We start from the raw sequence: 25,088 nt of genomic DNA, 5'->3' as shown, positions 1-25,088 counted from the left end.
AAGAACACGAATGAAGTTGCTATAATGTCGTCAAGGGATTGGTCAATACGAAGATATAGGGGTAAATGAGATGAGATCATGGAGTCGACTTTTACTAAGCATTAACCGCAGCTTCAGGGTAAAACTGATTCTCAGCTTATCCGTCATCATTTTGCTGACCTTCGGCATAACAGGTTATTTAACGTATCGCTATAACTTGACACTGTTTGAAGAAGAAATCAGTAAGCAGTTTTCAAGTACGAACGAAGAGGCACTGGCGAAGATGGACCTGAAAGTACAGGAGGTTGTACGGATCTCACAAACGGTCGTATTTAATCCTGAAATCGAAAAGGTCATAACACGGATCAATTCGAGCGAAGATTCCGATCCATTTAATCTGTATTACAATAAAAAGCAAATTGAAGAACAGATTTTCCAGATTAAATCGGATGCGCCGTACATTACTGGTATGTACTTATATGACCTCAAAGGAAATCCTTCATATTTCAGTTATACCACCTCGGCAATAAATATGCCGAATGAGAGCGTATTCAGCGCAATTCGTTCTAAAGTCAACGACACCTACGGGGACCTCGTATGGATTAATATGCCATTGCCATCCTCCGTGGAGCCAAGCGGATTCAGAAACACAATCATTGTGGCTCGATGGATGAAAAATAGCGCTTTGAACACGTATGGTGTGCTCGTGATGGCTTTTGATGAATCGTTCTTCTCAGGTTCTCTCAAGGAACTGACGAAGAATGGAGAGGGCGAAGTCTATTTGTTCAACAAGAATAATGAGCTGTTATTTAGCAATTCGCCGGAGAGCTCGGTAGATAAACGGGAACGGCTGAAAAATTTGAATCAAACTCAGCTAATGGATAATCATCTGTTCGTTCAAGCACAGTCGAAAGTGACTTCCTTCAAGCTGGTCAGCGGAACTTCTCTTACGGCCATTCAAAGCAAGAATCGAGATTTATTCCAGAAAATCGTATACTCTGGCCTGATCAGCATCCTTCTTACCAGTGTGTTGATCGTACTCTCCACAGGCAATCTGCTGCGGCCGCTCAAGGATTTGCTGCAGGGTCTGCGCAAGGTAAGATCTGGTGATTTCGATACGCGCATCGAGATTCGAACCAAAGATGAGCTGGCTTATATCGGAGAGAGCTTCAACGCAATGGCGGAACAAGTCGGAAGGCTGATCAAGGAAGTGTATTTGACGCAGTTAAGTGAGAAGGAAGCAGAGCTTAAAGCGCTTCAGGCCCAATTGAATCCACATTTTCTGCATAATATGTTTAACGAAATTTATTGGAAGCTTTATCTGCAAGACGAGATCGAAACGGCGGCATTGATCGCGGCCATATCGGAAATGCTCAAGTACTCGTTGATGCCTGTGCGTACCCTAACCACTGTGAGGGAAGAATTTCAGCAGATCCGTAACTATTTGAAGGTGCAAAAGGAGCTCTTCGAAACGGACTTGGAGACGATTATTCAAGCGGATGATGACGTTCTGAACGGCCAGGTTATGCGATCTCTTCTCCAGCCATTAGTCGAAAACGTGTTTATGCATGCCTTTCGCAACAAAGTGTCGCATAAAGTGCTGTTGATTAAAGCGAGCAGTCGCGATGGCTTTCTAGAGATTGAAGTAACGGATAATGGCTGCGGTATGGACGAAGTAGCCATTTCGCAGATACTAGGCTTTCAGGGCTCATCTTTGCCGCAGCGTTCAGATGGGCGAGAAAGTCTCGGGGTTCGCAGTGTTGTAAGGAGAATCGAGCTGGTGTATGGTACGCCTAATCGTCTGGAAATCAATAGCGTGATTGAAAGCGGAACCACCATGCGTCTTATTTTGCCTTTTGTAAACAACGTCGAGACAGGAGGTTCAGTAGCATGAGAATCGGGAGAGTATTGATAGTGGAAGATCAGCCGAATTTTCGAAAAGGGTTGATGAAGATGTTAGAGGGCAGAGAATTGGGCTGGGAAGTGGTTGGCGAAGCTAGCAACGGGCAGGAAGCATTAGCGCTGCTGGATGAGCTTAAGCCTGATTTGGTGTTGACCGATATCCGAATGCCCATCATGGACGGGATCGAATTCGTAGGGCATTTGCGGCAGAATCATCCCGACATGCTTGTCATCATTTTGACGGGATACAAAAATTTTGAGTATGCACAAGCGGCCGTTCGACATGGTGCGCTGGATATTCTGATCAAACCATGCACGGAACAGGATGTTCGTCAGGTGATGAATAAGGCATCCGAGCGGTTCTATGTTAAATATGCGCAGCAGCAGAAGCAGCAAGTGCAGCTGCGGCTCCAGCAAGATCAGGAGCTTCGAGCTGCTTTACTGGACTTGCCATATGAGAAGAGCATAGCAGCAAGGCTAACCGATGGTCTGGCTGGTAGGGAGCTGTGGCTTCTGCAAATGAACAGTGAGGATTTGGCAAATAAAGCGTATGGGAAAAGCGACATGAGTCTGCTGCAGTTTGCTTTCTCCAATATCGCCCTAGAGCTGGTGAATGGAGCGGGGCTGGAGGCGCAACTGCTATTGGTGGAACATGACAGCTTTGTACTGGTTGCGGCACAACATGGTGTCGAAGAGAGTTTGCAAGAAGCCATTCAAAGTGCTTCTTTCGAGTATTTGAAAATTCGTTTGCATATGATTCCAATGGGGCTCGCCCCTTCAGCCAATGAGTTGGCGGAGTTATATGCGTTGACTAAAGGGGTTGTTTACGGGTCTGTTGATAGCTTTCCTGAGCTTGGAAGTGAAGCAGGATCCGGGATTATGCTATCGCTGAACCAAGCGAGGGTTAGAGAGATGGAAGTTCAACTGATGTCTGCCATTCTGGTCGGTCAGGAGGACAGCCTTCAGCTTCTTTTGGATCGGGTGCTGGCAGAGCTATCTCTTTCATCGCCAGAGGAGATGCGAATAGGGGCCTTATCACTCTCCATTGCTTTGCTTGGAACGATACAGAAGCAATTTGATCCCGACGATAACAATGCGCTAGCCGGGATCCCTAACGAAATGCCGCAGACGCATTGGACTTCTGAGGAAGTCCTTCATTGGGCTGCCGAGCAAGTGAAGAACTTCTTGCAGCAATTTAACAACTGGCAGGCGGCCAAAAGTGACAATCTAATCGAGAGAGCCGTCAAGTATATTGAGGAGCACTACAATGAAGAATGCCGACTGACCGATGTGGCATCGCATATTCATTTAAATCCAAGCTATTTCAGCGTCGTATTTAAGAAAGCCACAGGGGAAAGCTTTACGCGCTTCGTTACCCGTTTCCGTATGGATAAGGCGGCTTTGCTGCTCCGAAATACCGATATGAAAATATTCGAGATCGCTTCTGCCATCGGGTTTGATGAGCCGAATTATTTTACGAATGTCTTCAAACAGCAGTTCCAAATGTCACCCAAGGAATACAGGAATGGCAGGGTGTCATCATAAGTTTAAGAGCTACAGGATGACACCCTGCCATTGCCATTGCTTTGTCCATAAGTTTTTTTTGTAAAAGGCATTGCGGTCGAAATAAATATGTTGTACTATCGGATTAAGCGCTTAACCTCGATAGATTAAGCGCTTAACCTTATCGTGAAAGGAAGATGGTCATGAGTACGATTCGACTAACGATGGCACAAGCGCTGCTTCGTTTTCTGGACCAACAATACGTGTCAGTGGATGGACAAGAGACCAAGTTTGTTCGTGGTGTCATGGGGATTTTCGGTCATGGCAATGTGACAGGACTTGGAGAAGCCTTGGAACGGAGCGCAGGCGACCTTACTTATATACAAGGCAAAAATGAGCAGGGAATGGTACATGCCGCCGCGGCTTACGCCAAGCAGCAAAACCGTAGGCAAATCTATGCCTGCACCACATCGATTGGGCCAGGTGCTCTTAATATGGTGACCGCCGCGGCAACAGCCACAGTCAACCGAATTCCGGTGCTGCTGCTGCCAGGAGACAATTTTGCCACAAGACAGCCGGATCCAGTGCTGCAGCAGCTTGAGGTTGTGGGTGATTATACCGTTTCGGCCACCGATCCTTTCAAATCGGTCAGTAAATATTGGGACCGGATTGTTCGCCCAGAGCAGTTGATGAGTGCAGCTGTACAGGCGATGAGAGTGTTAACAGACCCTGCAGAAACAGGAGCGGTTACTCTAGCTTTACCTCAAGATGTGCAGGCAGAGGCGTACGATTATCCGGAAGCCTTTTTCGATAAGAAAGTCCACTATCTAGATAGACGTCCGCCAGCAAGAGAAGCAGTGAATCGTGCTTTGGCTTGCATAGTAGGCAAACAGCGTCCGTTGATTATTGCAGGCGGCGGAGTCCTTTATGCAGATGCGACGAAGGAATTAATGGAATTTGCAGCTGCCTTTGGGATTCCTGTAGCAGAAACGCAAGCAGGTAAAAGCTCGCTGCCTTGGAACCATCCGCTGAATGTTGGCGCTATTGGTGTTACGGGCGCGCTCGCAGCCAATGTGCTGGCGAAGCAAGCGGACCTGATTATCGGCGTAGGGACGCGGTATTCCGACTTTACAACGGCATCTAAATCGGCTTTTGCAAATCCGAAGGTGCAGTTTATTAATATAAATGTGAGTGGGTTTGATTCTTCGAAAATGAGCGGGATTAGCATTACGGCTGATGCGAAGGAAGCGTTAAGTGCACTGAAAGATGCTTTGACGGCACAGCACTATGTTAGCGGTTACGAGAACGGTTACATAGGTTCTTTGAAAGCGGAGTGGGATGGCGAGGTTGACCGTTTGTACAATGCGGAATGTGAAGAGGGTTTTGCCCAAACTCGCGCGCTTGGGGTGATTAATCAAACGATTGATCCTTCAGCTGTCATTGTTTGCGCAGCGGGGAGCTTGCCGGGGGACTTACACCGCTTATGGCGATCATCGGAGCCTAAAACCTATCATATGGAATATGGCTTCTCCTGCATGGGTTATGAAGTTAGCGGTGCTTTCGGGGCAGCGTTGGCTGAGCCGAATCGAGAGGTCTATGCTGTGGTCGGTGATGGAAGCTACCTGATGCTGCACTCCGAGATGGTTACAAGCCTACAAGAGGGCAGGAAATTTACTGTGCTGCTGTTCGATAATCATGGCTTCCAATGCATTCATAATCTGCAAAGGGGTCACGGCAGCGACGGGTTCGGGAATGAGTTTCGATATCGTGAAGCTGCTACGGGCAAGTTGACAGGTGGATATATGCCTATTGATTTCGCAGCGCATGCTCGCAGCTTAGGCGCGAAGGCGTACAAAGCAAACACACCTGAAGAACTAAAGGAAGCGCTGCTTAAAGCGAAGGAAGAAACAGTCACGACGCTGATCGAGATTCCTGTTGTTCCGGGAACCAACACACAGGGTTATGAATCCTGGTGGCAGGTAGGTGTTCCTGAAGTTTCCGAGAGCGAGAAAGTGATTGCAGCGCACGAAGAGATGAAGAAAAACATACAAGCGGCTAGACCCATTTAACGATAAAGGGGAGCGAACATATCTATGAAAGACCTGCCATTTAAGCTAGGTATTCATCCAATTAATTGGGTGGGAGAAGACGTCAAAGAGCATGGCGCGGATACCACATATGAACAAATTCTAGATGATATTCAGGCGTTGGGGCTGAAAGGTACCGAGATGGGCCGTAAATATCCGACCGATATTGCAGTGCTGAAGCAGGAGTTGGATAAGCGGGGGATAGGACTCGTGTCACAGTGGAAGTCCGTGCTATTCTCTGATCCTGCTTACAGGGAAGAGGAACTGAAAGCCTACAGGAAGCATGCCGAGTTTCTCAAAGAAATGGGCAGTACGGTCATTAGCACAGCAGAAGTTGGGGGCTCGCTCCACTTCGACCCGCGCCGCTCCCCGAACGAGAAGGAAGTACTGCGTTTAGATGAAGCCGGCTGGCAAAGCTTAGCCGAGGGACTGAACCTTGCGGGAGCCATCGCGCAGGAATACGGTCTGAAGCTGACGTATCACCACCATGGTGGAACGGTTGTTGAAAGTCCGGAAGAAATCGATAAGCTGATGGAGCTCACGGATCCTTCGCTCGTATACCTGCTCTTTGATACTGGTCATGCCTATTATGGCGGGGCGGATCCACTCACTGTGCTGCGCAAGCACGAGAAGCGGGTCGCTTATATTCACTTGAAGGATATTCGGCAATCCGTGTTAGACGAAGCTCGCGCCGAGCAGGTCGACTTTGTGACTTGTATCCGCAAAGGGGTGTTCACCGTTCCTGGTGATGGCTGTATCGACTTTGCGCCTATTTTTGCGGAGCTGCTGGCACAAGGATATGCAGGATGGGCGATGCTGGAAGGCGAGCAGGATCCGGCTGCACACAACCCTTATGAATACGCTAAGCAAGCACTTCAACATATAGAATCCCTCATTCCACAAGAAAGAAGGTAATGATCCTATGACCTATGTTTCCTTTTCACAGTCGAAGCCGCTGGATTTTGTAGCCATTGGCAGACTATGTATAGATTTGAATGCGAATGAAATTAATCGTCCCATGGAAGAGACCATGACGTTTACCAAATATGTAGGGGGTTCACCCGCTAACATTACGATCGGCATGGCAAGATTGGGCATGAATACAGCTTTTATTGGCAAAATCGCCAACGATCAAATGGGACGTTTCATCGCTGATTATTTAGAGCGGAACAACATCGATACAACGAATGTCGTGACAGATAATACCGGCGCGGTTACAGGACTGGCCTTTACAGAAATCAAAAGCCCAACGGAATGCAGCATTCTTATGTACCGTGACAATGTGGCTGACCTCCTGCTGACACCAGCCGAAGTACAAGAATCACTGATTGCTGAAGCGAAGGTATTGCTTATCTCTGGTACAGCACTTGCGCAAAGCCCGTCCCGCGAAGCCGTCTTTCAGGCGCTGGATTACGCGAAGAAGCATGGGGTTGTCATCATTTTTGATCTGGATTACCGTCCATACACATGGACGACTCCGGAAGAGACGGCTGTTTACTACAATCTGGCGGCTGAGAAATGTGACATCATTCTGGGTACCCGTGAAGAATTCGATATGATGGAACGCTTTGAGAGCAATCCAGAAAAAAATGACCGTATCACGGCTGCTAAATGGTTCGATTACTCGGCGAAGATTGTCATTATCAAGCATGGTAAGGAAGGTTCCATCGCTTATACGCCAGACGGTGTTGGTCATCGTGCCAAGAGCTTCCCAGCTAAGGTTGTCAAGACGTTTGGTGCAGGCGATTCTTATGCAGCTGGCTTTATTTATGGCATTATGCAAGGTTGGACGATTGAAAAAAGTATGGAATACGGCAGTGCAGCAGCTTGTATCGTGATCTCCAGCCACAGCTGCTCCGATGCGATGCCGACAACTGATCAAGTAAATGACTATATCGAGCGCTGCAACCGCGGCGAAATTACAGCATCTTAACTTATTCGAACCATTAAAGGAGAGTCCACATATGACAACAACTTTGAAAAACTGGATCGGCGGCGAATGGGTCGCTTCAACATCCACACAAACAGAACCGGTATATAATCCTGCTACAGAAGAGATTCTTGCTCTTATTCCAATTTCTACGAAGGCAGATGTGGATCAGGCGGTTCGTACAGCTCAAGAGGCATTCCAGACCTGGAGCCGCACACCTGTACCACGTAGAGCCCGCGTATTATTCAAATACCAACAGCTTCTGGTGGAGCATTGGGATGAGCTGGCGCGGATCGTTACGCAAGAAAACGGAAAAAGCTACAATGAAGCTTACGGAGAAGTGCTTCGGGGCATCGAGTGTGTAGAATTCGCCGCTGGGGCGCCATCGCTAATGATGGGCAAACAGCTTCCAGATATCGCGTCCAATCTTGAATCCGGTATGTATCGTTATCCAATCGGTGTTATCGGTGGTATCACACCATTCAACTTCCCGATGATGGTGCCTTGCTGGATGTTCCCGCTTGCGATTGCCTGCGGCAATACCTTCGTGCTGAAGCCGTCTGAACGCACACCTCATCTTGCAAACCGCTTAGCTGAGCTATTCCATGAAGCGGGCTTACCAGCTGGTGTTCTCAATATCGTTCATGGCGCACATGACGTGGTTAATGGCCTTCTTGAACATAAAGAAGTTAAAGCCATTTCATTCGTTGGTTCCCAGCCAGTTGCGGAATATATCTACAAAACAGCTTCTGCGAATGGGAAACGCGTTCAAGCGCTTGCAGGCGCTAAAAACCACTCAATCGTTATGCCGGATGCTGATTTGGATATTGCTGTGAAGGAAATCGTCAATGCAGCCTTCGGTTCTGCGGGCGAGCGCTGTATGGCTTGTTCCGTCGTGGTGGCGGTCGGAGAAGTCGGCGATACGCTTGTAGGCAAGCTGCTTGAAGCCGCTGATCGGATTACGATTGGCAATGGTTTGGAGGAAGGCATTTTCTTAGGGCCTGTTATCCGCGGTCAGCATAAAGAAAGAACACTAAAATATATCGAAATCGGCGAAACCGAAGGAGCGCTTCTGGTCCGGGACGGGCGCAAAGACGCTGCTTCGGATCAACAAGGTTATTTCGTAGGACCTACGATCTTTGATCAAGTAGAGTGCGGTATGAAAATTTGGGGAGGATGAGATTTTTGCTCCTGTTCTTTCCATCGTTAGAGTGGCTACTCTTGAAGAAGCGATCGAGCTCTCCAATCGCTCTGATTTTGCCAATGGCGCATGCCTCTTTACAAAGGATGGCAGTAATGTACGTCAATTCCGTGAAAATATCGATGCCGGTATGCTCGGCGTTAACCTAGGAGTTCCCGCACCAATGGCTTTCTTCCCTTTCTCTGGCTGGAAAAAATCGTTCTACGGCGATTTGCATGCGAATGGGACGGACGGCGTGGAGTTCTATACGCGCAAGAAAATGGTCACTGCTCGCTGGTAACAGCGGGTTAGACCTTATCGACAGGAGAGGTGAACTTCATGACGCTCGTTTCTATGAAAGAAATGCTGCAGCAGGCTTTGGCAGGAAAATATGCAGTCGGGCAGTTTAATTTGAATAACCTAGAATTTACACAAGCGATCTTACAGGCTGCTCAGCAGGAACAAGCGCCTGTCATTCTAGGCGTTAGTGAAGCTTACATCCCTTATATGGGTGGACTGCCTTGTATTGTAGGAATGGTGAAATCTCTGATTGAGCACTATGGGGTAACCGTCCCAGTAGCTCTTCATCTAGACCACGGAACCAGCTATGACCTATGTATTCGTGCGATCCACGCCGGATTTACCTCTGTCATGATCGATGCTTCTCATCATACGCTGGAGCATAATATCGAGGTCACTCGTCAGGTGACACAAGCCGCGCATGTGCTGGGTGTATCGGTGGAGTCGGAGCTGGGCCGGATTACCGGACGCGAGGATGACTTAGTCGTAGACGAAGCTGAAGGCATGTACGCTGTTGCTAAGGACTGTGTTCGTTTAGTGAGGGAGACGGGGATCGATTGTTTAGCTCCTGCCCTTGGATCCGTTCACGGTCCTTATCGGGGACAGCCAAAGCTTGGTTTCGATCGAATGGCGGAAATTAGAACGCTGACTGAACTGCCGCTTGTGCTTCATGGCGGAAGCGGTCTGCCAGATGAAGAGATCCGTCAAGCGATCGCTTGCGGTACAGCCAAAATCAATGTGAATACAGATAATCAAATCGCTTTTACAGCTTCTATCCGTTCGTTTTTGAATGATCATTCAGAAGCATACGATCCAAGGAACTATTTAGTGCCGGCACGGGAAGCGATCATCGCCTCCGTTAGAGCCAAAATTCAATTGTTCGGTTCAACGGGCAAAGCGGGAGGGAACGCATGATGAATAAAATTAAAATCGGTATTATTGGTGCCGGCAGAATCGGTAAAATCCACGCAGACAATTTGCTGCGAATACCCGGGGTTGAAATCATTGCGGTGAGCGATTTGTTTGCCGGTCCTGAGTTAGAGGCATGGGCAGCTTCACGTCAGATTCAGACGGTTACAAAGGATAGCCATAAGCTTATTGATAACCCAGACATTGACGCCATCTTTATTTGCTCATCCACGGATACACATGTCCCGCTCATTCAACTGGCTGCTTTGGCGGGTAAACATATTTTCTGCGAAAAACCAATCAGCATGGATATTACCCAAACCGAAGCGGCGATTGCAGCGGTTAATCAGGCAGGTGTGAAGCTGCAAATCGGTTTCAACCGCAGATTTGACCACAATTTCAAGCGGGTTCGCGAGGTTGTTCAAGGAGGAACAATTGGCGATCCGCATATCGTGAAAATCACATCCCGTGATCCGAATCCACCACACGCTGATTACATCAAGGTGTCGGGCGGCATTTTCATGGATATGATGATCCATGACTTCGACATGGCTCGCTATGTAGCGGGAAGCGAGGTTGAGGAAGTGTATGCGCAGGGTAATGTGCTCATTAACCCCGTTTTCGCTGAGCACGGCGATGTCGATACCGCAATTGTAACGCTGCGGTTCCAAAACGGTGCTCTCGGTGTCATCGATAACAGCCGTCAAGCGGTATACGGCTATGATCAACGGGTTGAAGTGTTTGGCTCCAAAGGCAGTGTAGCGGTTGCCAACGATCACCCTAATACGGCCGTAGTTAGTACGGCAGATGCTATTGTTAGTGAAAAGCCGCTGCATTTCTTCCTGGAACGCTATCAAGCTGCTTATATGGAAGAAACACAAATTTTCATCGATTGTCTATTGAATGATAAGCCTGTACCAGTGAGTGGCTATGACGGTATGCAGGCGGAGCGGATCGCTTTAGCCGCTAAGCTGTCTTCCCGTTTGGGTCGGCCAGTGAAAGTGAGCGAGGCATTAGATTTGCTTAAACAGACCTCGGTATCTCAGTAAGGGAGGGAGACGTTGACATGAACAGGTCCAAACTGATTGTAACGCCTGCTTCCTCCCCGAATGAGGAAGGCAGCCTTTTAACAGTAACTCCGGAATCAGCAGGATGGAAGTATGTTGGTTTCGAAGTTATACAGCTTGCGGAGGGACAAATCTTGAGCCGCGAGACAGCTGGGCTGGAAGTTTGTCTTGTCCTACTTAGCGGCAAAGCCGATGTGGCTACCAAGCAAGCGGAGTGGACAAATATTGGGCAGCGGATGAGCGTATTTGAGAAAATACCGCCATATTCCGTCTATGTACCTAACGATGATCGCTACGAAGTTATTGCACTGACAGCGGTTGAGCTTGCTATTTGCTCTGCTCCTGGTACTGGCAACCATAAGGCACGTCTGATTGCACCTAATCAGGTTGGGGTAGAAACGCGTGGTTATGGCAATATTGAGCGCCAGATCCATAACATATTGCCAGAGCAGGAGCCAGCGGATAGCTTGCTAGTGGTTGAAGTCTTCACACCGAATGGGCACTGGTCGAGCTACCCGCCACATAAGCATGATCGCGATGCGCTTCCAGACGAATCGTTTCTGGAAGAAACGTATTATTATCGCGTCGATCCGGGGCATGGCTTTGCGGTTCAACGTGTGTACACGGACGACCGGTCACTTGATGAGACGCTGATTGTTAAGAATGGCGAAACCGTGCTCGTTCCGCGTGGTTATCACCCTGTTTCTGCTCCTCCAGGCTATGATGTGTATTACCTGAACGTTATGGCGGGACCTACTCGAACATGGAAGTTTCATAATGATCCGGAACATGCCTGGATCATGACGAAGCCGCGCGAAGCGTAAGCCGGTTTGCAAGTTCCCGTCAGCCCCTTCATAATGGAAGAAAAAAAGTATCCTTCAAGAAAAATGGGGTAGTAGGATGAAGGCAACCATCTATGATGTGGCAAGAGAGGCCGGTGTGTCTATTGCGGCGGTCTCGCAGGTCATGAACGGCAAAGGAAAAATAAGTGAAGAACGGCGCGGTGAAATCATAAAAATTATGGAGCGGCTCAATTATCAGCCAAGCGTTATCGCGTCAGCGCTAACTGGTAAAAAGACCTATACACTAGGTCTGCTTGTGCCCGATATTTCCAATCCCTTTTTTGCGGAAATTGCTCGAGCTGTTGAGGACCAAGGCCATCATATGGGCTATAGCTTGGTCATTTGCAGCAGCGACAATAAAGATGAACGGGTAGAGCGATATCTTAATTTGCTACAGCAAAAAAGCGTGGATGCCATGATCATTGGTACGGGGATGGACAATAAAGACATGCTGACTCCATTGATGGAGAGAGCGATCCCTATTGCTATGATTGCAAGGGAAATGCCTGATCTCGACGTTCATACAGTCGTGGTGGATGACTTTATCGGAGGTGCGTTGTCAGCAACGCATCTACTCGATTTGGGTCATCGGCGCATGGCCATACTGGCTGAGCACTCGAAAGTAAGCAGCAGCCGTGAAAGGGTGCGAGGCTTCAAGAGTAAGCTGGAAGAAGCAGGGGTTGGGCTGCCGGAAAACCGCGTACGCAACTGCCACTACGTTGTAGCGGATGGAAAGCGTGAAGCGCTTGAACTGTTGGGACAATCGAACCCAGCTCGACCGACCGCGCTATTTTGTTGTAACGATTTGCTCGCCATTGGTGCGCTTCAGGCCGCTAAGCAGCTTGGTTTGCGCGTGCCAGAGGATCTGTCTGTGATCGGTTTCGATAACACGATTCTGGCATCAGTGACAGATCCGCCGCTTACGACTGTCGCTCAGCCGATTGAGCCGATGGGGAAAATGGTCGTCGATTTGTTGATCCAGGAATTGAAGAAAGAATCGAAAGCCAAACAACGTGTTGTGATGCGTCCCGAGCTGATTGTTAGGCAATCAACTGCGGCTCCAACGGAATGTGATTAGCTTATATGTAGCTTATTTGGCTGCTTCCTTTTGTGGGAAGCAGCTTTTTTTGTGTTCATTAGAGCACCTATTTTTATAGTTGGGTGTGAGGCGGAGCTTGCCCCTATTTAGTATGGTTAGCTTTCGGTAAGTAGCTTTATTATCCCAGTGTTTTGTTTTCAGTTTTTGGGAAAATGGATAACTAGGAATGCAAGTTGTACAGCGTACAATAATTTCCTTGATTTCTTCTGCGCAAGCTTAGGGCTGTTGTAGGTTGTACAACAATTTAACCTTTTTAACGGCTATATAGCTATTTTTGGCTGAAACTGTGTATTTTATGCAATATTTGCGTGGAAAACGCGGGTAAACATGCCTAAATTTGTAGAAAATACAACATTAAACGGAGCGCGGCATAGCAAGCAAATCTGGACACATACCCAATGAATTTATAGATTTTCCTATAATTTTTTAAGGGTTTTTGGGATCAAAACTTATATTATAGGTTTATAACATTGAAGTAAGGAGTGAAGCAGCCTTGAACGGAAATATCAATGAAGCTCCTAGACTACCCATAACGACAAGTGAGCATAAAGCTTTGCAGTTGAGACGAAGAAGAAGATTGAAACAAAACATTCCGCTTTTTATCATGCTTGTCCCTGTCTTTGCTTACTACATTCTGTTTAAATATTGGCCAATGGGCGGACTTGTGATCGCTTTCAAAAATTACAATTTTGCTGATGGTATTTTGCACAGTCCATGGGTTGGCCTGAAAAATTTTAAAGTTTTGTTTTCCAGCGCCAGTACGATCCAGATTATATGGAACACCTTTTGGCTCAGCTTTTTGAATTTGCTTGTCGGGTTCCCGGTTCCCATCTTCCTCGCCATTCTGCTTAATGAAGTGAGGAAGACATGGTTCAAGAAATGGGTTCAAACGATCGTCTATCTGCCGCATTTTTTCTCTTGGGTCATCGTCGGAGGTCTCGTGTTATCCTTATTTGCAACGGATTACGGTTCGATCAACAAGGTACTCAAGCTATTCAATATTGAACCTATAACCTTTCTTTACGAGTCAAAATCCTGGGTTGCTGTATTCGTTGGTTCGGGGGTTTGGAAGGAGATGGGGTTTAGCACAATTATTTATTTGGCCGCTCTCACGAACATAGATCCTGCCCTTTACGAGTCAGCAGGTATGGACGGCGCCTCGAAGTGGAGGCAAATTTGGCACATTACGATTCCAGGCATTCGTCACACGATCATCCTGCTGCTCATTTTGGCTATGGGTCAATTGATGGAGGTCGGCTTTGATCAGATATATAACCTTCAGAACTCAGCAGTTGCTGACGTGTCAGAGGTCATAAGTACTTATATTTATAAAATAGGTTTGGGAAATGCGCAATTTAGCGTAACTACGGCGATGGGGCTGTTCGAATCCGTCATTGGCTGTGCGCTCGTACTGGTAGCTAACAGGATCGCCCGCAAATTCGACCAAGCTTTATTCTGATAACGAGGAGGGGCGTCCGCATGAAAGCGACAAAAGGTGAAAGAATTTTCTACGCAGTCAATTATTTTATGCTCGGGGCAATTGCCTTAACCTGTATACTGCCATTTATTCATATCATAGCGCTATCGATGAGTGAGCGTTCGGCCGTAGATTCGGGACATGTTTACTTCTGGCCGGTAGGCTTGGATTTTACGGCATATAAGGTTTTCTTCCTAACAACTCCGGCTCTCTCAGCATTTAAAAATAGCATTATCATTACGCTTGTCGGTGTTGCACTTAGTATGGCGGGGACGGTATTAGCAGCCTATCCGTTGTCGAGAAGCTATTTGATAGGACGACGCAAGTTTGTGCTTGCCATGGTGTTTACGATGTTGTTCTCAGGAGGGTTGATCCCTACTTATCTCGTCGTAAAGAACCTGTCTTTAATCGACTCCTATTGGTCTCTGTGGCTCACGGGGTTTATCAGTACCTACAATATGCTGCTCATGAAAAGCTACTTTGAGAATATTCCTCATGAAGTGGAAGAAGCAGCGCGAATTGACGGATGCAGCGACGTATCTCTCCTCATTCGAATCATATTGCCGCTATCGCTTCCGATGCTGGCCACTTTAGCCCTGTTCTATGGGATTAACTATTGGAATGCATTTATGAGCGTTCTGATGTACATCAATAAGAGTGACATGCAGAATTTGACGGTCATTGTCCAAGCGATGCTGCAAAAAAACGATATCCTGAATTCACCTTCCCTGGCACCAGAGGAGCAGCTAATGGTTGCTACTGAAATGGTCAAATCTGTCGGTGTTGTCGTTATGGTGGTTCCGATGCTGATCGTTTATCCGTTTCTGCAAAAATATTTTGTCAAAGGCGTTATGCTTGGTTCTGTTAAGGGTTAAACCAAATGGGGTTCCACGTTTACCAAAACTTTTCAATATAAACAGGAGGGTTTGCGCATGAAAAGAAAGCTGTGGATGGGCATGACAATAGGGGTCGTAGCATTAGGGGCAACGCTAGTTGGTTGCAGCAGCGAGAAGAAAGAAGGAGCGGCAGCCGGTACTACGGCTACGAATGCTCCGAAGGAGTCAGCGCCAGCCAAACGAGGAAATGTTACCGTTTCCATGTATGATCGGGGTGGTGTACCTGCGTCGGAGGGGAGCTACGAAGAAAATCGTTGGACCAAGTGGATCAATCAAAACGGTCCTGTGAATGTGAAATACATTCCTGTCCTCCGAGGCGAGTCTACGAAAAAATTGAATGTTCTTTTTGCCTCCGGTTCTGCGCCTGATATAGTAAACGAGTACAACACGCCTTTCCGTAACAGTCTGTATGATCAAAAGCAGCTGCTTCCCATTGACGACATCTTAAAATACATGCCTGAATACCAGAAGCTGCTGGACCAGTATCCTCAGTTGAAGAAAGCGGGAACGAAACCGGACGGCAAGCTGTATGAAGTCGGTAAAGTAAAAGAAGCAGTCCTACAGCACATGTTAATAATTCGTACCGACTGGTTGAAAAAGCTGAATTTGAGCATGCCGACAACAACGGAAGAGCTAATGAAAGTAGCCAAGGCATTTGCTGAACAAGATCCCGACGGCAATGGTAAGAAAGATACGTACGGGATGAACATGAGCTACTATTCTGAACAAGCCATCAACGAGATTTTCGGTGAAAATTCGTCCAAGGATTTGATTGCCTGGGGAACTAAGGATGGAAAAATAATCCCTCTGTGGGACAATCAGCTGGCCTCCCTGACCTTCAAGAAGAAGCTCTATGACGAGGGCATTATCGATAAAGATTATATCAATGATAAAGACGGCAACAAGGCCAAACAAGACTTCCTGAACGGCAGAATCGGCATTTACGTTAAATTTTCCGGCGGCATGTATGACTTTGTTATGAACGACTTTGCTACGCTGAAGAAAAATGTGGCAAGTGCGGAAATTGCTCCGTTAGGCTATCCGAAATCACCGCTGGGGACATTTACCGGTGTTTTAGATAATCCAGTGCAAATGACGACGGTTGTGAACGCCAAGGCGAAGGAGCCGGAAGCTGTCGGTCGCTATCTTGACTTCATGATGAAACCGGAAACCGCTTTGAAGGTTATTAACGGTGACGAAGGGACACATTGGAAGAAGAGCGCCAATGGCTGCCGTGAGACCATCGATCCATTGAAATCGAAAAATGAAGTCGGCTATGCTTTAGACTATGAAATGTTCTACTCTGGAGGAACAGATAAGTGTAACTTTACTCTAAACGGATTTAATACTGCGGTACCTGAACAGAAAGCCGGTTCGGACATGTATAAAGAATTTCAGAAAATTTATTTCGATCCGCAAAGACAATACCCTGGATTGACCCATGGGGAACATATGCCGGTCTATCCTGCTGATCTCCAAACGATTAACGCAACAATTCTTAAAGAGCAAACCGACATTTTTGTTAAGGCCACCATCAGCGGTGCGAAATACAGCCCGGAACAAGCCATTAAAGACGCACAAGCGGCATGGGATAAAGGCGGCGGCAAGCAGCTTGAAGACTTTATGAACAAATGGTATGCGGAAAATAAAGATAAAGCGTTCCTTGCTAAGGATATTATGGCAATTGCGAGACAGCAAATGGAGCAAGTGAAGTAACTGATTTAAATGAGGGAGCTGGACATGGATATGCGAGTGCCTGTCATGCAGGCATCGCTTGGATGTCCAGCTTCATTCATTATTCGTCAGCTTAGATTCGGTGATCGCATTATAGGGGGAACTAGGAATGAATAAGGTTAAGGTAGCTATCATTGGCTGTGGCGGCATTGCAACAGGTAAACATTTGCCCAGCTTAAGTAAAATTGAGCAAGTGGAAATTATTGGTTTTTTTGATGTCAATCCTGCAAGTGCACACCAAGCGGCCGAGAAGTTTGGTGCTCCCGGAGCGAAGGTGTTTGAGAGCTATTATGAGCTTCTTGCTGATGCTTCGATTGACGTCGTTCATATCTGTACCCCGAATGATACGCATGCAGAGATTTCGATCGCAGCTATGGAAGCAGGCAAACACGTCATGTGTGAAAAGCCGATGGCCAAAACCGCTGCAGACGCTCGCCGTATGGTCGAGGTGGCAAAGCGCACAGGTAAGAAGCTAACTATTGGCTACAACAATCGCTTCCGTGCGGACAGTCAGTATTTGAAAAAGGTAATCGAAGACGGCGATCTGGGCGAGATCTATTTTGCCAAAGCGCATGCTGTTCGTAGACGTGGAGTTCCCACTTGGGGTGTATTTCTGGATGAAGAAAAACAAGGCGGAGGCCCGCTGATCGACATCGGTACACATGCGCTTGACTTGACGCTGTGGATGATGAACAACTACGAACCTAAGGTGGTGCTTGGCGCTGCTTATCATAAGCTTTCACGGAAAGAAAATGCCGCTAATTCCTGGGGTCCTTGGGATCCGGAGAAATTCAAAGTGGAAGACTCCGCCTTTGCGATGATCGTGATGAAAAACGGCGCGACTGTGATGGTGGAGGCGAGTTGGGCCTTGAATACATTGGATACGAAGGAAGCGAAATGTACACTTTGCGGTACAGAAGGCGGAGCCGACATGCAGGATGGCTTACGCATTAATGGTGAAAACCATAGTCGTTTGTACGTAAACCAGCTTCAGTTCGAAGCCAAAGGCGCAGACTTCTACGATGGCAAAAAAGAGAGTATGCAGGATAAAGAAATCCGCCTATGGATTGACGCCGTAATCAACGATAAACAACCCGTTGTAACACCAGAGCAATCGTGTGTAGTTTCCGAAATTCTTGAAGCAATTTACGAATCCAATAGAACGGGAGAAGCGGTCTATTTTGACTGAAATAACCGGAAATGAGGCCATTCCTTCATGATTAGAGTAGCGATGTTGAGCTTTTGGCATGTTCATGCAAAAGATTATGCACGTCTAGCTGCCGAGCACCCGGGTACTGAAATCGTGGCTGTATGGGATGAAATTCCCGAACGAGGACGACAGAAGGCAGAGGAGCACGGCGTTAAGTTTTACGAAGATTTGCATGAACTTTTGGCAGAGCCTGATATTGATGCCGTTATTGTGGATACGCCGACGAATCGGCACCGGGACGTCATCATCGCAGCAGCCAAAGCGGGTAAGCATATCTTCACAGAAAAAGTTATAGCTACCACGACGAAGGAATGTAATGAGATATTGGCTGCGGTTGAGACGGTTGGGGTCAAGCTAACGGTTTCCCTTCCTCGTCTGTATACGGGGTTTACGCAAGCAGCACGCAACTTCATTCAGGAGGGGCTGCTTGGAACGATAACAACAGTTCGTATACGGCTTGCTCATAACGGCGCGTTACGAACCGAGAAAAATCCGAATGGTTCACTCCCATCCCATTTCTTCAACTTAGAGGAGTGCGGGGGAGGGGCATTGATGGACCTTGGCTGCCACCCGATGTACTTGACACGCCTATTCCTAGGCTTACCGGAAAGTGTTAGTGCAAGCTTCGGTTATATCACGGAGCGGGAGGTAGAGGATAGTGCGGTAGCTATCTTACGTTATCCGAACGGTGCGCTAGGCATAGTGGAAGCTGGTTTCGTGAACAGTTATTCTCAATTCGATATCGAGGTGCAAGGAACCAAGGGCAGCCTGATGTACACCAGAACAGATGACAAACTGTTGATACGCAGCGCTAAGCTGGAAGGCGAGGCAGCAAAAGGGTGGCAAGAAGTGATGGATCTGCCAAGTCTCCCTTCGGCTTTTGAACAATGGGTCTCCCATATTACATATGGAACGACAGCCTCCGAAAATATTCAAATAGCCCTTGATTTGACCCGTTTAATGGAAGCTTCGACTTTATCGGCACGCTCAGGTGCTGTATGTAGGCTGAGTGACCTGGTGGAATAAAGAGGATTCCTTGTAGAAAGGCCAGATCATTCCCTGCAAAGAAATAAGGGTAATCTGGCTTTTCTTCATTTGAGGGAAATGATGTCAACAAAGCTCAAAGGAGGAACAAACATGTTGGACAAAGGGGAATACTCATTTTCTACCTGTTGGAATATTAAGAAGCATACGATTGGAAGGAACATGATAGAGGAGATCAAGGAGCTCGGTTTTCGTCAGGTGGAATTGAACTATAACGTGACGGAAGAGATGATGAAGACAATTGAGCCGATGATCGAAAAAGGAGAAATTGGCGTATCCAGTGTACACAATGTGTTCCCTTTCATCGATGATAAAGATTACGATACAGATTCCGTCATGCTTGGTTTCGATGATGAGGTGAAGCGCAAGCGATCCGTAGAGCTGTTGATCCGGTCTATGGAATATGCGAACCGCTATGGAGCGAAGGCCGTTGTCGTACATCCAGGCGAAGTGCCTTTCGAATATAATATTGATTTGGATTTGAAAAAGCTGTACAGGGATCATGGGAAGGACTCACCGGAATATCAAAAGCTGTGGAAGGACATGTCCGAAAGACGGGAGCGGTTGAGTCCACTCTATACCAAGCGAATTCAAGACAGTCTGGAGGAAGTAAGTGAGCATGCAGCCAAACAAGGATGGTCAGTAGCCATTGGCATCGAAACACGCTCAAGGTCTTATCAGATGCCGACCTTAATGGAGGCGAAGACCATTTGCGAGAACCTGAAAGGCGGTCCGGTTTACTTATGGTACGATATCGGCCATGCCATGATGATGGATCGGATGGGCTTGTATGACAATCTCAAGGAGCTGCAGGAAGTTAAGCGCTATATTTATGGCGTACACATCCATGAAACACTAGAACTGTCTGATCATTGGTGTCCTTATGTACACAGTAAAGATCTGCAATATTTTGATCATTTTCTTGAAGCGATTGATTTCGCCAAAGTCAAAGTCTATGAGTTGAAGGCTGTATGCCAGCCGGACGAGATTGACGAAAGTCACAAGCTTATTACAAGTAAAATTGCAGCTATGAAAGGTTAAAAGGTGATCAGCATGGACGCTACTTATAAACAGTTGGTACACATTTATGACGAACATACAGCAGCTATGCTGCAGCGGCAGGTGCTGGATCCTACATCGAAATATGTTGGCGGAATTATTGATGAGACGGGCATCGCCCGTGTCAATCATCTCAGCACGCCGAGCGTTTTGGCTGTATGGGCTTCCGCATTAGTTAATCCAGATTCACGTTACTATCAGGATGAGACACTCTTGACCGCATTCGATAAAGCAGCGGATTTTATTTTGAACCGTCAACATGCCGACGGTACGATATCGTTAGGTTCAACAAACTATAATTCCCCCCCAGACACAGCCTTTGTCGTAGGTGGAATTACACAAATTTATCAACTGCTTGAGGCGCATGACTGGGCGGCTGTGAAGCCTGCCTCCGCCAAGCTGAGGCTTTTTCTGGAGCGTACGATACCCGCTATGCTGACAGGCGGGTGTCATACACCGAATCATCGATGGGTTATTACAGCGGCACTTTCATTGCTGTATGAGATTTTCCAAATGCCTGAGCTGATAGCTAGAGCGGATGAATGGTTGGCAGAAGGTATGGATATCACACATGACGGCGAATGGACGGAGCGTAGCAATGGCATCTATAATGCCGTCAGCGATATCGCTTTATATCACACAGGTCGTGTGCTAAACCGTCCAGAATTATTAGAATGTGTGCGCCGCAATCTGCGCATGATGGTGTATTTGATCCATCCGTCTGGTGAGGTGGTAACGGATTATTCAGGACGCCAGGATTTCGGGCAGACGTTTGATATGGCGACTTACTTCCTGATTTATCGTTTAATGGCTGCGCATGATAAAGATCCTTTGTTCGCTGCGATGTCAGACTATGCAGGTACCTTTATTAAGCATACGGAAGCGGTAAATAACAATGCACTCTTGGGTTTATTGCTGTATCCCGAAGCAGATATTTCCGATTTGGAGCGCACTCCGCTTCCCGATCGTTATGTCCAAGTTATCAATGAGCACCATCCGATCAATGAGCATTTGACGCAAATCGATGGCGTGGGCCACCATATGAAAATCGAGCACAGCAGCATGCACTTAGCCTTCGGCGCTCCGCTTGTACGCATTCGAGAGCTAGACCAGAGCGTCACGATTATGCCGCTGACGCCGTCATTCTTCTCCCTTCGCCATGGCAAAGTAAGGCTGCTGGGCATCAAGCTGTCTACATCTTTCTCACCTGGGATTGTGAAGTTCGCACATCTAACTGCGGAGGAAGGCGTTTATAAGCTAGGAATCGTATTAGAAAAAGGATATAACGGACCGATTCCGCGTCAATTTCTGCCGGAGTCAGCGGAGAGATCGACACTCAGTCCTTGGTACTTGCTTCCGCATCAGCATAGGCCGATGACACATCTGCAAACCCTTGAGTTTCAAGCAGAAATTACACAAGGAGACGCGGAATGGACGATTCGTATCCTTTCCGATGAGCGAGAAGATGTTTTCACGCAGTTATCCTTTATTCTGGGAGATGAGGGTACAGTTAGCGGCAGTGATCTCGTTGAAGCCGAGTCAGGAAAATATTTCTTGAAAAACGGATCTGTGAAATATGAAGTGGATGAAGATGCAATAGAGATTTCAACAGGCGCCTACGAGCATTTGCTGCCTGTGCTTCGTGAAGATCAACATCCAACCGGCTGCAAATACGTCCATGTGAACTTGGTGACGCCGTTCGACCGGACATTTACGGTTCGCCTACTGTAGAAAGGAAGGTCGGAGATGACGACTTATTTTAATGAACAAGAGAGTATACAGTCCCGCTTAGGAGACGATGATAACCGAACATTGAAGGTGCTTGCGGACCGCTACATTGGGGCTAATCCACCCGTTCCGTTTGCTTTTCGGGCCTTTTACCGATCTGGTATTTTGCAGAACGAGGAAGGGATGTTTGATTTTAATCTGGGGCGAAGATTTCCCGAAGCAAGACCCGGTCAATTTTCATATGCCTATGGTTTAGTATGGAGCGATGGTGAACGAAATCTGGATGTGTTGTTCCGCTGTTTGGGGCCAATTGAGTTCTATTTCAATGATGAGCGTACCTATCGCTCCAACGTAATAGATGAAATTAAGCCAGATGCAAGCGTTAAGCTTAATCTGAACTTTGTGAAAGGCTGGAACCGACTTTTTATCAAAGCTAAGCATACGGCGGCAGGCTTCGGCTGCTTGTTCGGATCTGATGAAGCCAAGGTACGGATTCTGAATGTGCTTACTCCGTTTGCTGAAAGGAGTGGTCAGGCGGGATGGGTGTACTCTGCTCCGGTAGACACCGATCTATTCGAGGGTAGGCCGCTGCCAGATGGTTTGGCGTCAGAGAAAGAGTACGGGCTTCGCTGGCTGCCGACCTGTGAGTGGAGTGAGAGTGAGCCTGCGAAGCCTGTTTGCGAGCGTTTATTCGGCTTACAGCCTGGTAAGCAGGCGTACGCGTGGACGAAGCTGAACAAAGTAAGCTCAGGTGAAGAATCCTGCCTGTTGAAGGGTCATACGGCAGGTCCGTTAACCGTTTGGCTGGATGGGAGGCAGGTATTGGAGCTCGCGGAAGAAGGCAGCTTTCAGGTGGAGGTGCCGCTTTCCTTTGGCAAACATGATCTGTTGATTCGCAGTATTTGTGGAAATAACGCGTGGGGCTTCACGCTGCATGCCTATGTTAGGGGAAAGGTTGTCCCCTTTAGCGCTCCTCAGAAGGTTCACGGTTCAGCTGAGCCGTGGTTCTATGTTGGGCCACTGGATTCAAGAATTGAGCTAGCGTATGAGGAATTAGTCAGAACTGATCGCATCTATGCTAAAGATTCAGAATCTGGTGCTGCGGGCGACAAAACCTACTGGCAGTTAGACCGTCCAGACGCCTGGATACGTCCTTATTATGAGAATGCTATGCTGAGTAATAAATGGACCGTCGGTAACGTCACGAATTATGCCCGTTGGGATTATCCGCTTGGCGTAACCATTTATGGGCTGCTGCAAGCAGGTCGGTTACTGGAGCGGTCTGATATTATTGGGTATGCCCTCGATCATGTTCAAAGCTGCACAGACATGTTCGCATACTCCTTATGGGATCGAGAGAAGTATGGGTTCCCGGCGATCAATCAGCAATTGGTTATGATGAAAATGCTGGATAACTGCGGTTCCTTTGGCTCCGCTATGCTGGAAGCCTATCAGGAAGACAAGGATCCGGGCTTCTTGCCGATAGCGCAGCGAATTGCCGACTTCATACTCGTTCGGTTGGAGCGTAAGGAAGACGGTGCCTTCTATCGGATATGTCAGGATGAATATTCGGAAAATACGATGTGGGCCGATGACTTATACATGAGCGCACCGTTCCTGTGCCGCTATGCGGGGATAACCGGCAACAGCGGGGCACTGGATGAAGCAGCGAAGCAATTTCTGTTATTCCGCAAGTATTTATACATGCCGGATCAGCGCATCATGTCGCATGTATTTGATTTTAAATACGGTATGGCTACTGGTATTCCTTGGGGCCGTGGGAATGGATGGACACTCTTCTCGCTGACAGAAGTGCTGGAGGTGCTGCCCGCAGAGCATGAAGCTCGCCCGGAGTTAGTGCATTTCTTTAACGAGCTGTGCGAGGGATATGCCGACCTGCAAGCTGAAAGCGGGCTGTGGCATCAGGTTTTGAACGATCCCGACGCCTATCAAGAGGCCTCGTGTACCGCGATGTTCGCCTATGCCTTTGCGAGAGGCGTGCGATTCGGCTGGCTCAAGGAGCCAGGTCGGTTTATCCATGCTTCGCTGAAGGCATGGGACGGTTTGACCCGTCTGGCCATCGACGCTCAGGGCAACGTGCATGGCGTTTGCAGCGGCTCGCGGTATGCTTTTACCGCTGATTATTATAAGAAAGATCTGCTCACCGTAAAGAATGACAACCACGGGGTCGGTATTATGATGCTGGCAGGAGCAGAAGTTGTGAAGCTGAAGCGATGGCTGGCGCAGCCGCTTGAAGTGATGCATAAATGACGGCTGTAAGCAGTGTATGGCAAATTAGTCATTTTGATTTAATCGTAAGAATGGTGTTGGCGGTCGTTCTGGGCGGTTTGATCGGTCTTGAACGGGAATGGAACAATCATGCGGCAGGCTTTCGTACTCACATTTTAGTTTGTTTAGGCTCCGCCACCATTATGCTGCTGTCGGAGTATGGATTCTCTGACTTTGTAAATGAACCCAACGTCCGTATAGACCCGTCTCGATTGGCTGCACAGGTTGTCAGCGGTATCGGCTTTCTTGGTGCAGGTGCAATATTGCGAAACGGCAGTGTTATAAAAGGGTTGACTACCGCCGCTTCTGTTTGGTTGGTAGCGGCTATCGGTTTGAGCGTAGGTGCAGGCTTTATTACCGGGGCGTTGGTATGCACTTTTTTAGTACTCATCAGTCTGTATCTCCTGAATAAGTGGGAGAAACATTTCTTAAGGCATCGTAGAACTCACGAAATAGAGATCATGATCAATGAACATCCCGGCTTCCTCAGCTTGGTTACCTCCCGTTTTGGGGAACAGGGTATCCAAGTCACCAATCTAAAGATGATGCCAGGAAGCGAATCTTCCCTCGTACAAGGGAATACCCCAATGATGCACTTGTGCTTCAGCTTAAGATGTCCGAAGCACGAGAAGCTGCTTGCCGCATATGAACAAATTGCCGCTCTGGACATCGTCGTTAGGATGGAAGCTGCGAACTTCATTTTTCATAAAAAGGTTGCCTAAGAAAAGGTAGGCTTGTGCTTCTAGCTTTCTGGATCTCTGATCTCTTCGATCAGAGATCTTTTCCATTTATTCCGAGGGATAATCAGAAGTTAGCGGTTACCAATGTTGTAATTTATACAACAATTCAAACG

At 47.6% G+C, this 25,088-nt stretch carries 18 protein-coding genes and 1 pseudogene; all 19 read left to right on the top strand.

From position 1 onward, the window contains the following. Positions 1–70 precede the first annotated feature (70 nt). The gene (locus QFZ77_RS02970) at positions 71–1,873 is read left to right on the top strand and encodes a sensor histidine kinase (RefSeq protein ID WP_307435947.1); all 1,803 of its coding nucleotides are present in this window, start codon (positions 71–73) and stop codon (positions 1,871–1,873) included. Then, a complete protein-coding gene (locus QFZ77_RS02965) occupies positions 1,870–3,426 on the top strand; it encodes a response regulator transcription factor (protein ID WP_307435943.1) in 1,557 nt (518 codons plus the stop codon). The genes QFZ77_RS02970 and QFZ77_RS02965 overlap by 4 nt, the downstream gene beginning before the upstream one ends. A 161-nt stretch (positions 3,427–3,587) precedes the next feature. Then, positions 3,588–5,453, top strand: a complete 1,866-nt coding sequence (gene iolD / locus QFZ77_RS02960; protein ID WP_307435940.1) for a 3D-(3,5/4)-trihydroxycyclohexane-1,2-dione acylhydrolase (decyclizing) — start codon at positions 3,588–3,590, stop codon at positions 5,451–5,453. Positions 5,454–5,477: 24 nt separating this feature from the next. Then, positions 5,478–6,386: a myo-inosose-2 dehydratase gene (iolE, locus tag QFZ77_RS02955; RefSeq protein WP_307435937.1), complete on the top strand. Its 909-nt coding sequence runs from the start codon at positions 5,478–5,480 to the stop codon at positions 6,384–6,386. Between the two features lie 7 nt (positions 6,387–6,393). Continuing rightward, positions 6,394–7,404, top strand: a complete 1,011-nt coding sequence (iolC, locus tag QFZ77_RS02950) for a 5-dehydro-2-deoxygluconokinase (protein ID WP_307435934.1) — start codon at positions 6,394–6,396, stop codon at positions 7,402–7,404. 31 nt (positions 7,405–7,435) lie between these two features. Next, positions 7,436–8,882: pseudogene (locus QFZ77_RS02945) on the top strand (CoA-acylating methylmalonate-semialdehyde dehydrogenase). 38 nt (positions 8,883–8,920) lie between these two features. Next, positions 8,921–9,796 carry a class II fructose-1,6-bisphosphate aldolase gene (gene fba / locus QFZ77_RS02940; protein WP_307435931.1) on the top strand — a complete coding sequence of 292 codons (876 nt, stop codon included), beginning with the start codon at positions 8,921–8,923 and terminating at the stop codon, positions 9,794–9,796. Continuing rightward, positions 9,796–10,839 carry an inositol 2-dehydrogenase gene (gene iolG / locus QFZ77_RS02935; protein ID WP_307449206.1) on the top strand — a complete coding sequence of 348 codons (1,044 nt, stop codon included), beginning with the start codon at positions 9,796–9,798 and terminating at the stop codon, positions 10,837–10,839. Before fba ends, iolG begins: the two co-directional genes overlap by 1 nt. Before the next feature lie 17 nt (positions 10,840–10,856). Continuing rightward, on the top strand, positions 10,857–11,681 hold the full coding sequence (gene iolB, locus QFZ77_RS02930) for a 5-deoxy-glucuronate isomerase (protein WP_307435926.1): 825 nt from the start codon (positions 10,857–10,859) through the stop codon (positions 11,679–11,681). A gap of 76 nt (positions 11,682–11,757) precedes the next feature. After that, complete coding sequence (locus QFZ77_RS02925; protein WP_307435922.1) at positions 11,758–12,777, top strand: LacI family DNA-binding transcriptional regulator; 1,020 nt, start codon at positions 11,758–11,760, stop codon at positions 12,775–12,777. A gap of 625 nt (positions 12,778–13,402) precedes the next feature. After that, positions 13,403–14,257 carry an ABC transporter permease gene (locus tag QFZ77_RS02920; protein WP_307449203.1) on the top strand — a complete coding sequence of 285 codons (855 nt, stop codon included), beginning with the start codon at positions 13,403–13,405 and terminating at the stop codon, positions 14,255–14,257. A gap of 20 nt (positions 14,258–14,277) precedes the next feature. Then, the gene (locus QFZ77_RS02915) at positions 14,278–15,150 is read left to right on the top strand and encodes a carbohydrate ABC transporter permease (RefSeq protein WP_307435918.1); all 873 of its coding nucleotides are present in this window, start codon (positions 14,278–14,280) and stop codon (positions 15,148–15,150) included. Between the two features lie 57 nt (positions 15,151–15,207). Then, positions 15,208–16,887, top strand: a complete 1,680-nt coding sequence (locus tag QFZ77_RS02910; protein WP_307435915.1) for a type 2 periplasmic-binding domain-containing protein — start codon at positions 15,208–15,210, stop codon at positions 16,885–16,887. 127 nt (positions 16,888–17,014) lie between these two features. Then, on the top strand, positions 17,015–18,094 hold the full coding sequence (locus tag QFZ77_RS02905) for a Gfo/Idh/MocA family protein (RefSeq protein WP_307435912.1): 1,080 nt from the start codon (positions 17,015–17,017) through the stop codon (positions 18,092–18,094). A gap of 27 nt (positions 18,095–18,121) precedes the next feature. Beyond that, positions 18,122–19,141: a Gfo/Idh/MocA family protein gene (locus QFZ77_RS02900; RefSeq protein ID WP_307435909.1), complete on the top strand. Its 1,020-nt coding sequence runs from the start codon at positions 18,122–18,124 to the stop codon at positions 19,139–19,141. A 111-nt stretch (positions 19,142–19,252) separates the two neighbouring features. Beyond that, positions 19,253–20,200, top strand: a complete 948-nt coding sequence (locus QFZ77_RS02895; RefSeq protein WP_307435906.1) for a sugar phosphate isomerase/epimerase family protein — start codon at positions 19,253–19,255, stop codon at positions 20,198–20,200. A 12-nt stretch (positions 20,201–20,212) separates the two neighbouring features. Continuing rightward, complete coding sequence (locus tag QFZ77_RS02890) at positions 20,213–21,949, top strand: hypothetical protein (protein ID WP_307435903.1); 1,737 nt, start codon at positions 20,213–20,215, stop codon at positions 21,947–21,949. A gap of 15 nt (positions 21,950–21,964) precedes the next feature. Beyond that, positions 21,965–24,217, top strand: a complete 2,253-nt coding sequence (locus tag QFZ77_RS02885; RefSeq protein ID WP_307435900.1) for a glycoside hydrolase family 88/105 protein — start codon at positions 21,965–21,967, stop codon at positions 24,215–24,217. Then, complete coding sequence (locus QFZ77_RS02880; protein ID WP_307435897.1) at positions 24,214–24,957, top strand: MgtC/SapB family protein; 744 nt, start codon at positions 24,214–24,216, stop codon at positions 24,955–24,957. Before QFZ77_RS02885 ends, QFZ77_RS02880 begins: the two co-directional genes overlap by 4 nt. Positions 24,958–25,088: the final 131 nt, after the last annotated feature.

Source organism: Paenibacillus sp. V4I3 (assembly GCF_030817215.1).
Classification (GTDB): Bacteria; Bacillota; Bacilli; order Paenibacillales; family NBRC-103111; genus Paenibacillus_E.
The sequence above is the reverse complement of the archived record's forward strand: the minus strand, read 5'-3'. Positions and strand labels throughout refer to the sequence as shown.

Coding starts and splice junctions, on each gene's coding strand:
- iolE (WP_307435937.1), top strand. CDS start 5,478: ATGAAAGACCTGCCATTTAAGCTAGGTATTCATCCAATTAATTGGGTG.
- QFZ77_RS02970 (WP_307435947.1), top strand. CDS start 71: ATGAGATCATGGAGTCGACTTTTACTAAGCATTAACCGCAGCTTCAGG.
- iolG (WP_307449206.1), top strand. CDS start 9,796: ATGAATAAAATTAAAATCGGTATTATTGGTGCCGGCAGAATCGGTAAA.
- fba (WP_307435931.1), top strand. CDS start 8,921: ATGACGCTCGTTTCTATGAAAGAAATGCTGCAGCAGGCTTTGGCAGGA.
- QFZ77_RS02885 (WP_307435900.1), top strand. CDS start 21,965: ATGACGACTTATTTTAATGAACAAGAGAGTATACAGTCCCGCTTAGGA.
- iolD (WP_307435940.1), top strand. CDS start 3,588: ATGAGTACGATTCGACTAACGATGGCACAAGCGCTGCTTCGTTTTCTG.
- QFZ77_RS02965 (WP_307435943.1), top strand. CDS start 1,870: ATGAGAATCGGGAGAGTATTGATAGTGGAAGATCAGCCGAATTTTCGA.
- QFZ77_RS02925 (WP_307435922.1), top strand. CDS start 11,758: ATGAAGGCAACCATCTATGATGTGGCAAGAGAGGCCGGTGTGTCTATT.
- QFZ77_RS02920 (WP_307449203.1), top strand. CDS start 13,403: ATGCTTGTCCCTGTCTTTGCTTACTACATTCTGTTTAAATATTGGCCA.
- QFZ77_RS02900 (WP_307435909.1), top strand. CDS start 18,122: ATGATTAGAGTAGCGATGTTGAGCTTTTGGCATGTTCATGCAAAAGAT.
- QFZ77_RS02890 (WP_307435903.1), top strand. CDS start 20,213: ATGGACGCTACTTATAAACAGTTGGTACACATTTATGACGAACATACA.
- iolB (WP_307435926.1), top strand. CDS start 10,857: ATGAACAGGTCCAAACTGATTGTAACGCCTGCTTCCTCCCCGAATGAG.
- iolC (WP_307435934.1), top strand. CDS start 6,394: ATGACCTATGTTTCCTTTTCACAGTCGAAGCCGCTGGATTTTGTAGCC.
- QFZ77_RS02880 (WP_307435897.1), top strand. CDS start 24,214: ATGACGGCTGTAAGCAGTGTATGGCAAATTAGTCATTTTGATTTAATC.
- QFZ77_RS02895 (WP_307435906.1), top strand. CDS start 19,253: ATGTTGGACAAAGGGGAATACTCATTTTCTACCTGTTGGAATATTAAG.
- QFZ77_RS02905 (WP_307435912.1), top strand. CDS start 17,015: ATGAATAAGGTTAAGGTAGCTATCATTGGCTGTGGCGGCATTGCAACA.
- QFZ77_RS02915 (WP_307435918.1), top strand. CDS start 14,278: ATGAAAGCGACAAAAGGTGAAAGAATTTTCTACGCAGTCAATTATTTT.
- QFZ77_RS02910 (WP_307435915.1), top strand. CDS start 15,208: ATGAAAAGAAAGCTGTGGATGGGCATGACAATAGGGGTCGTAGCATTA.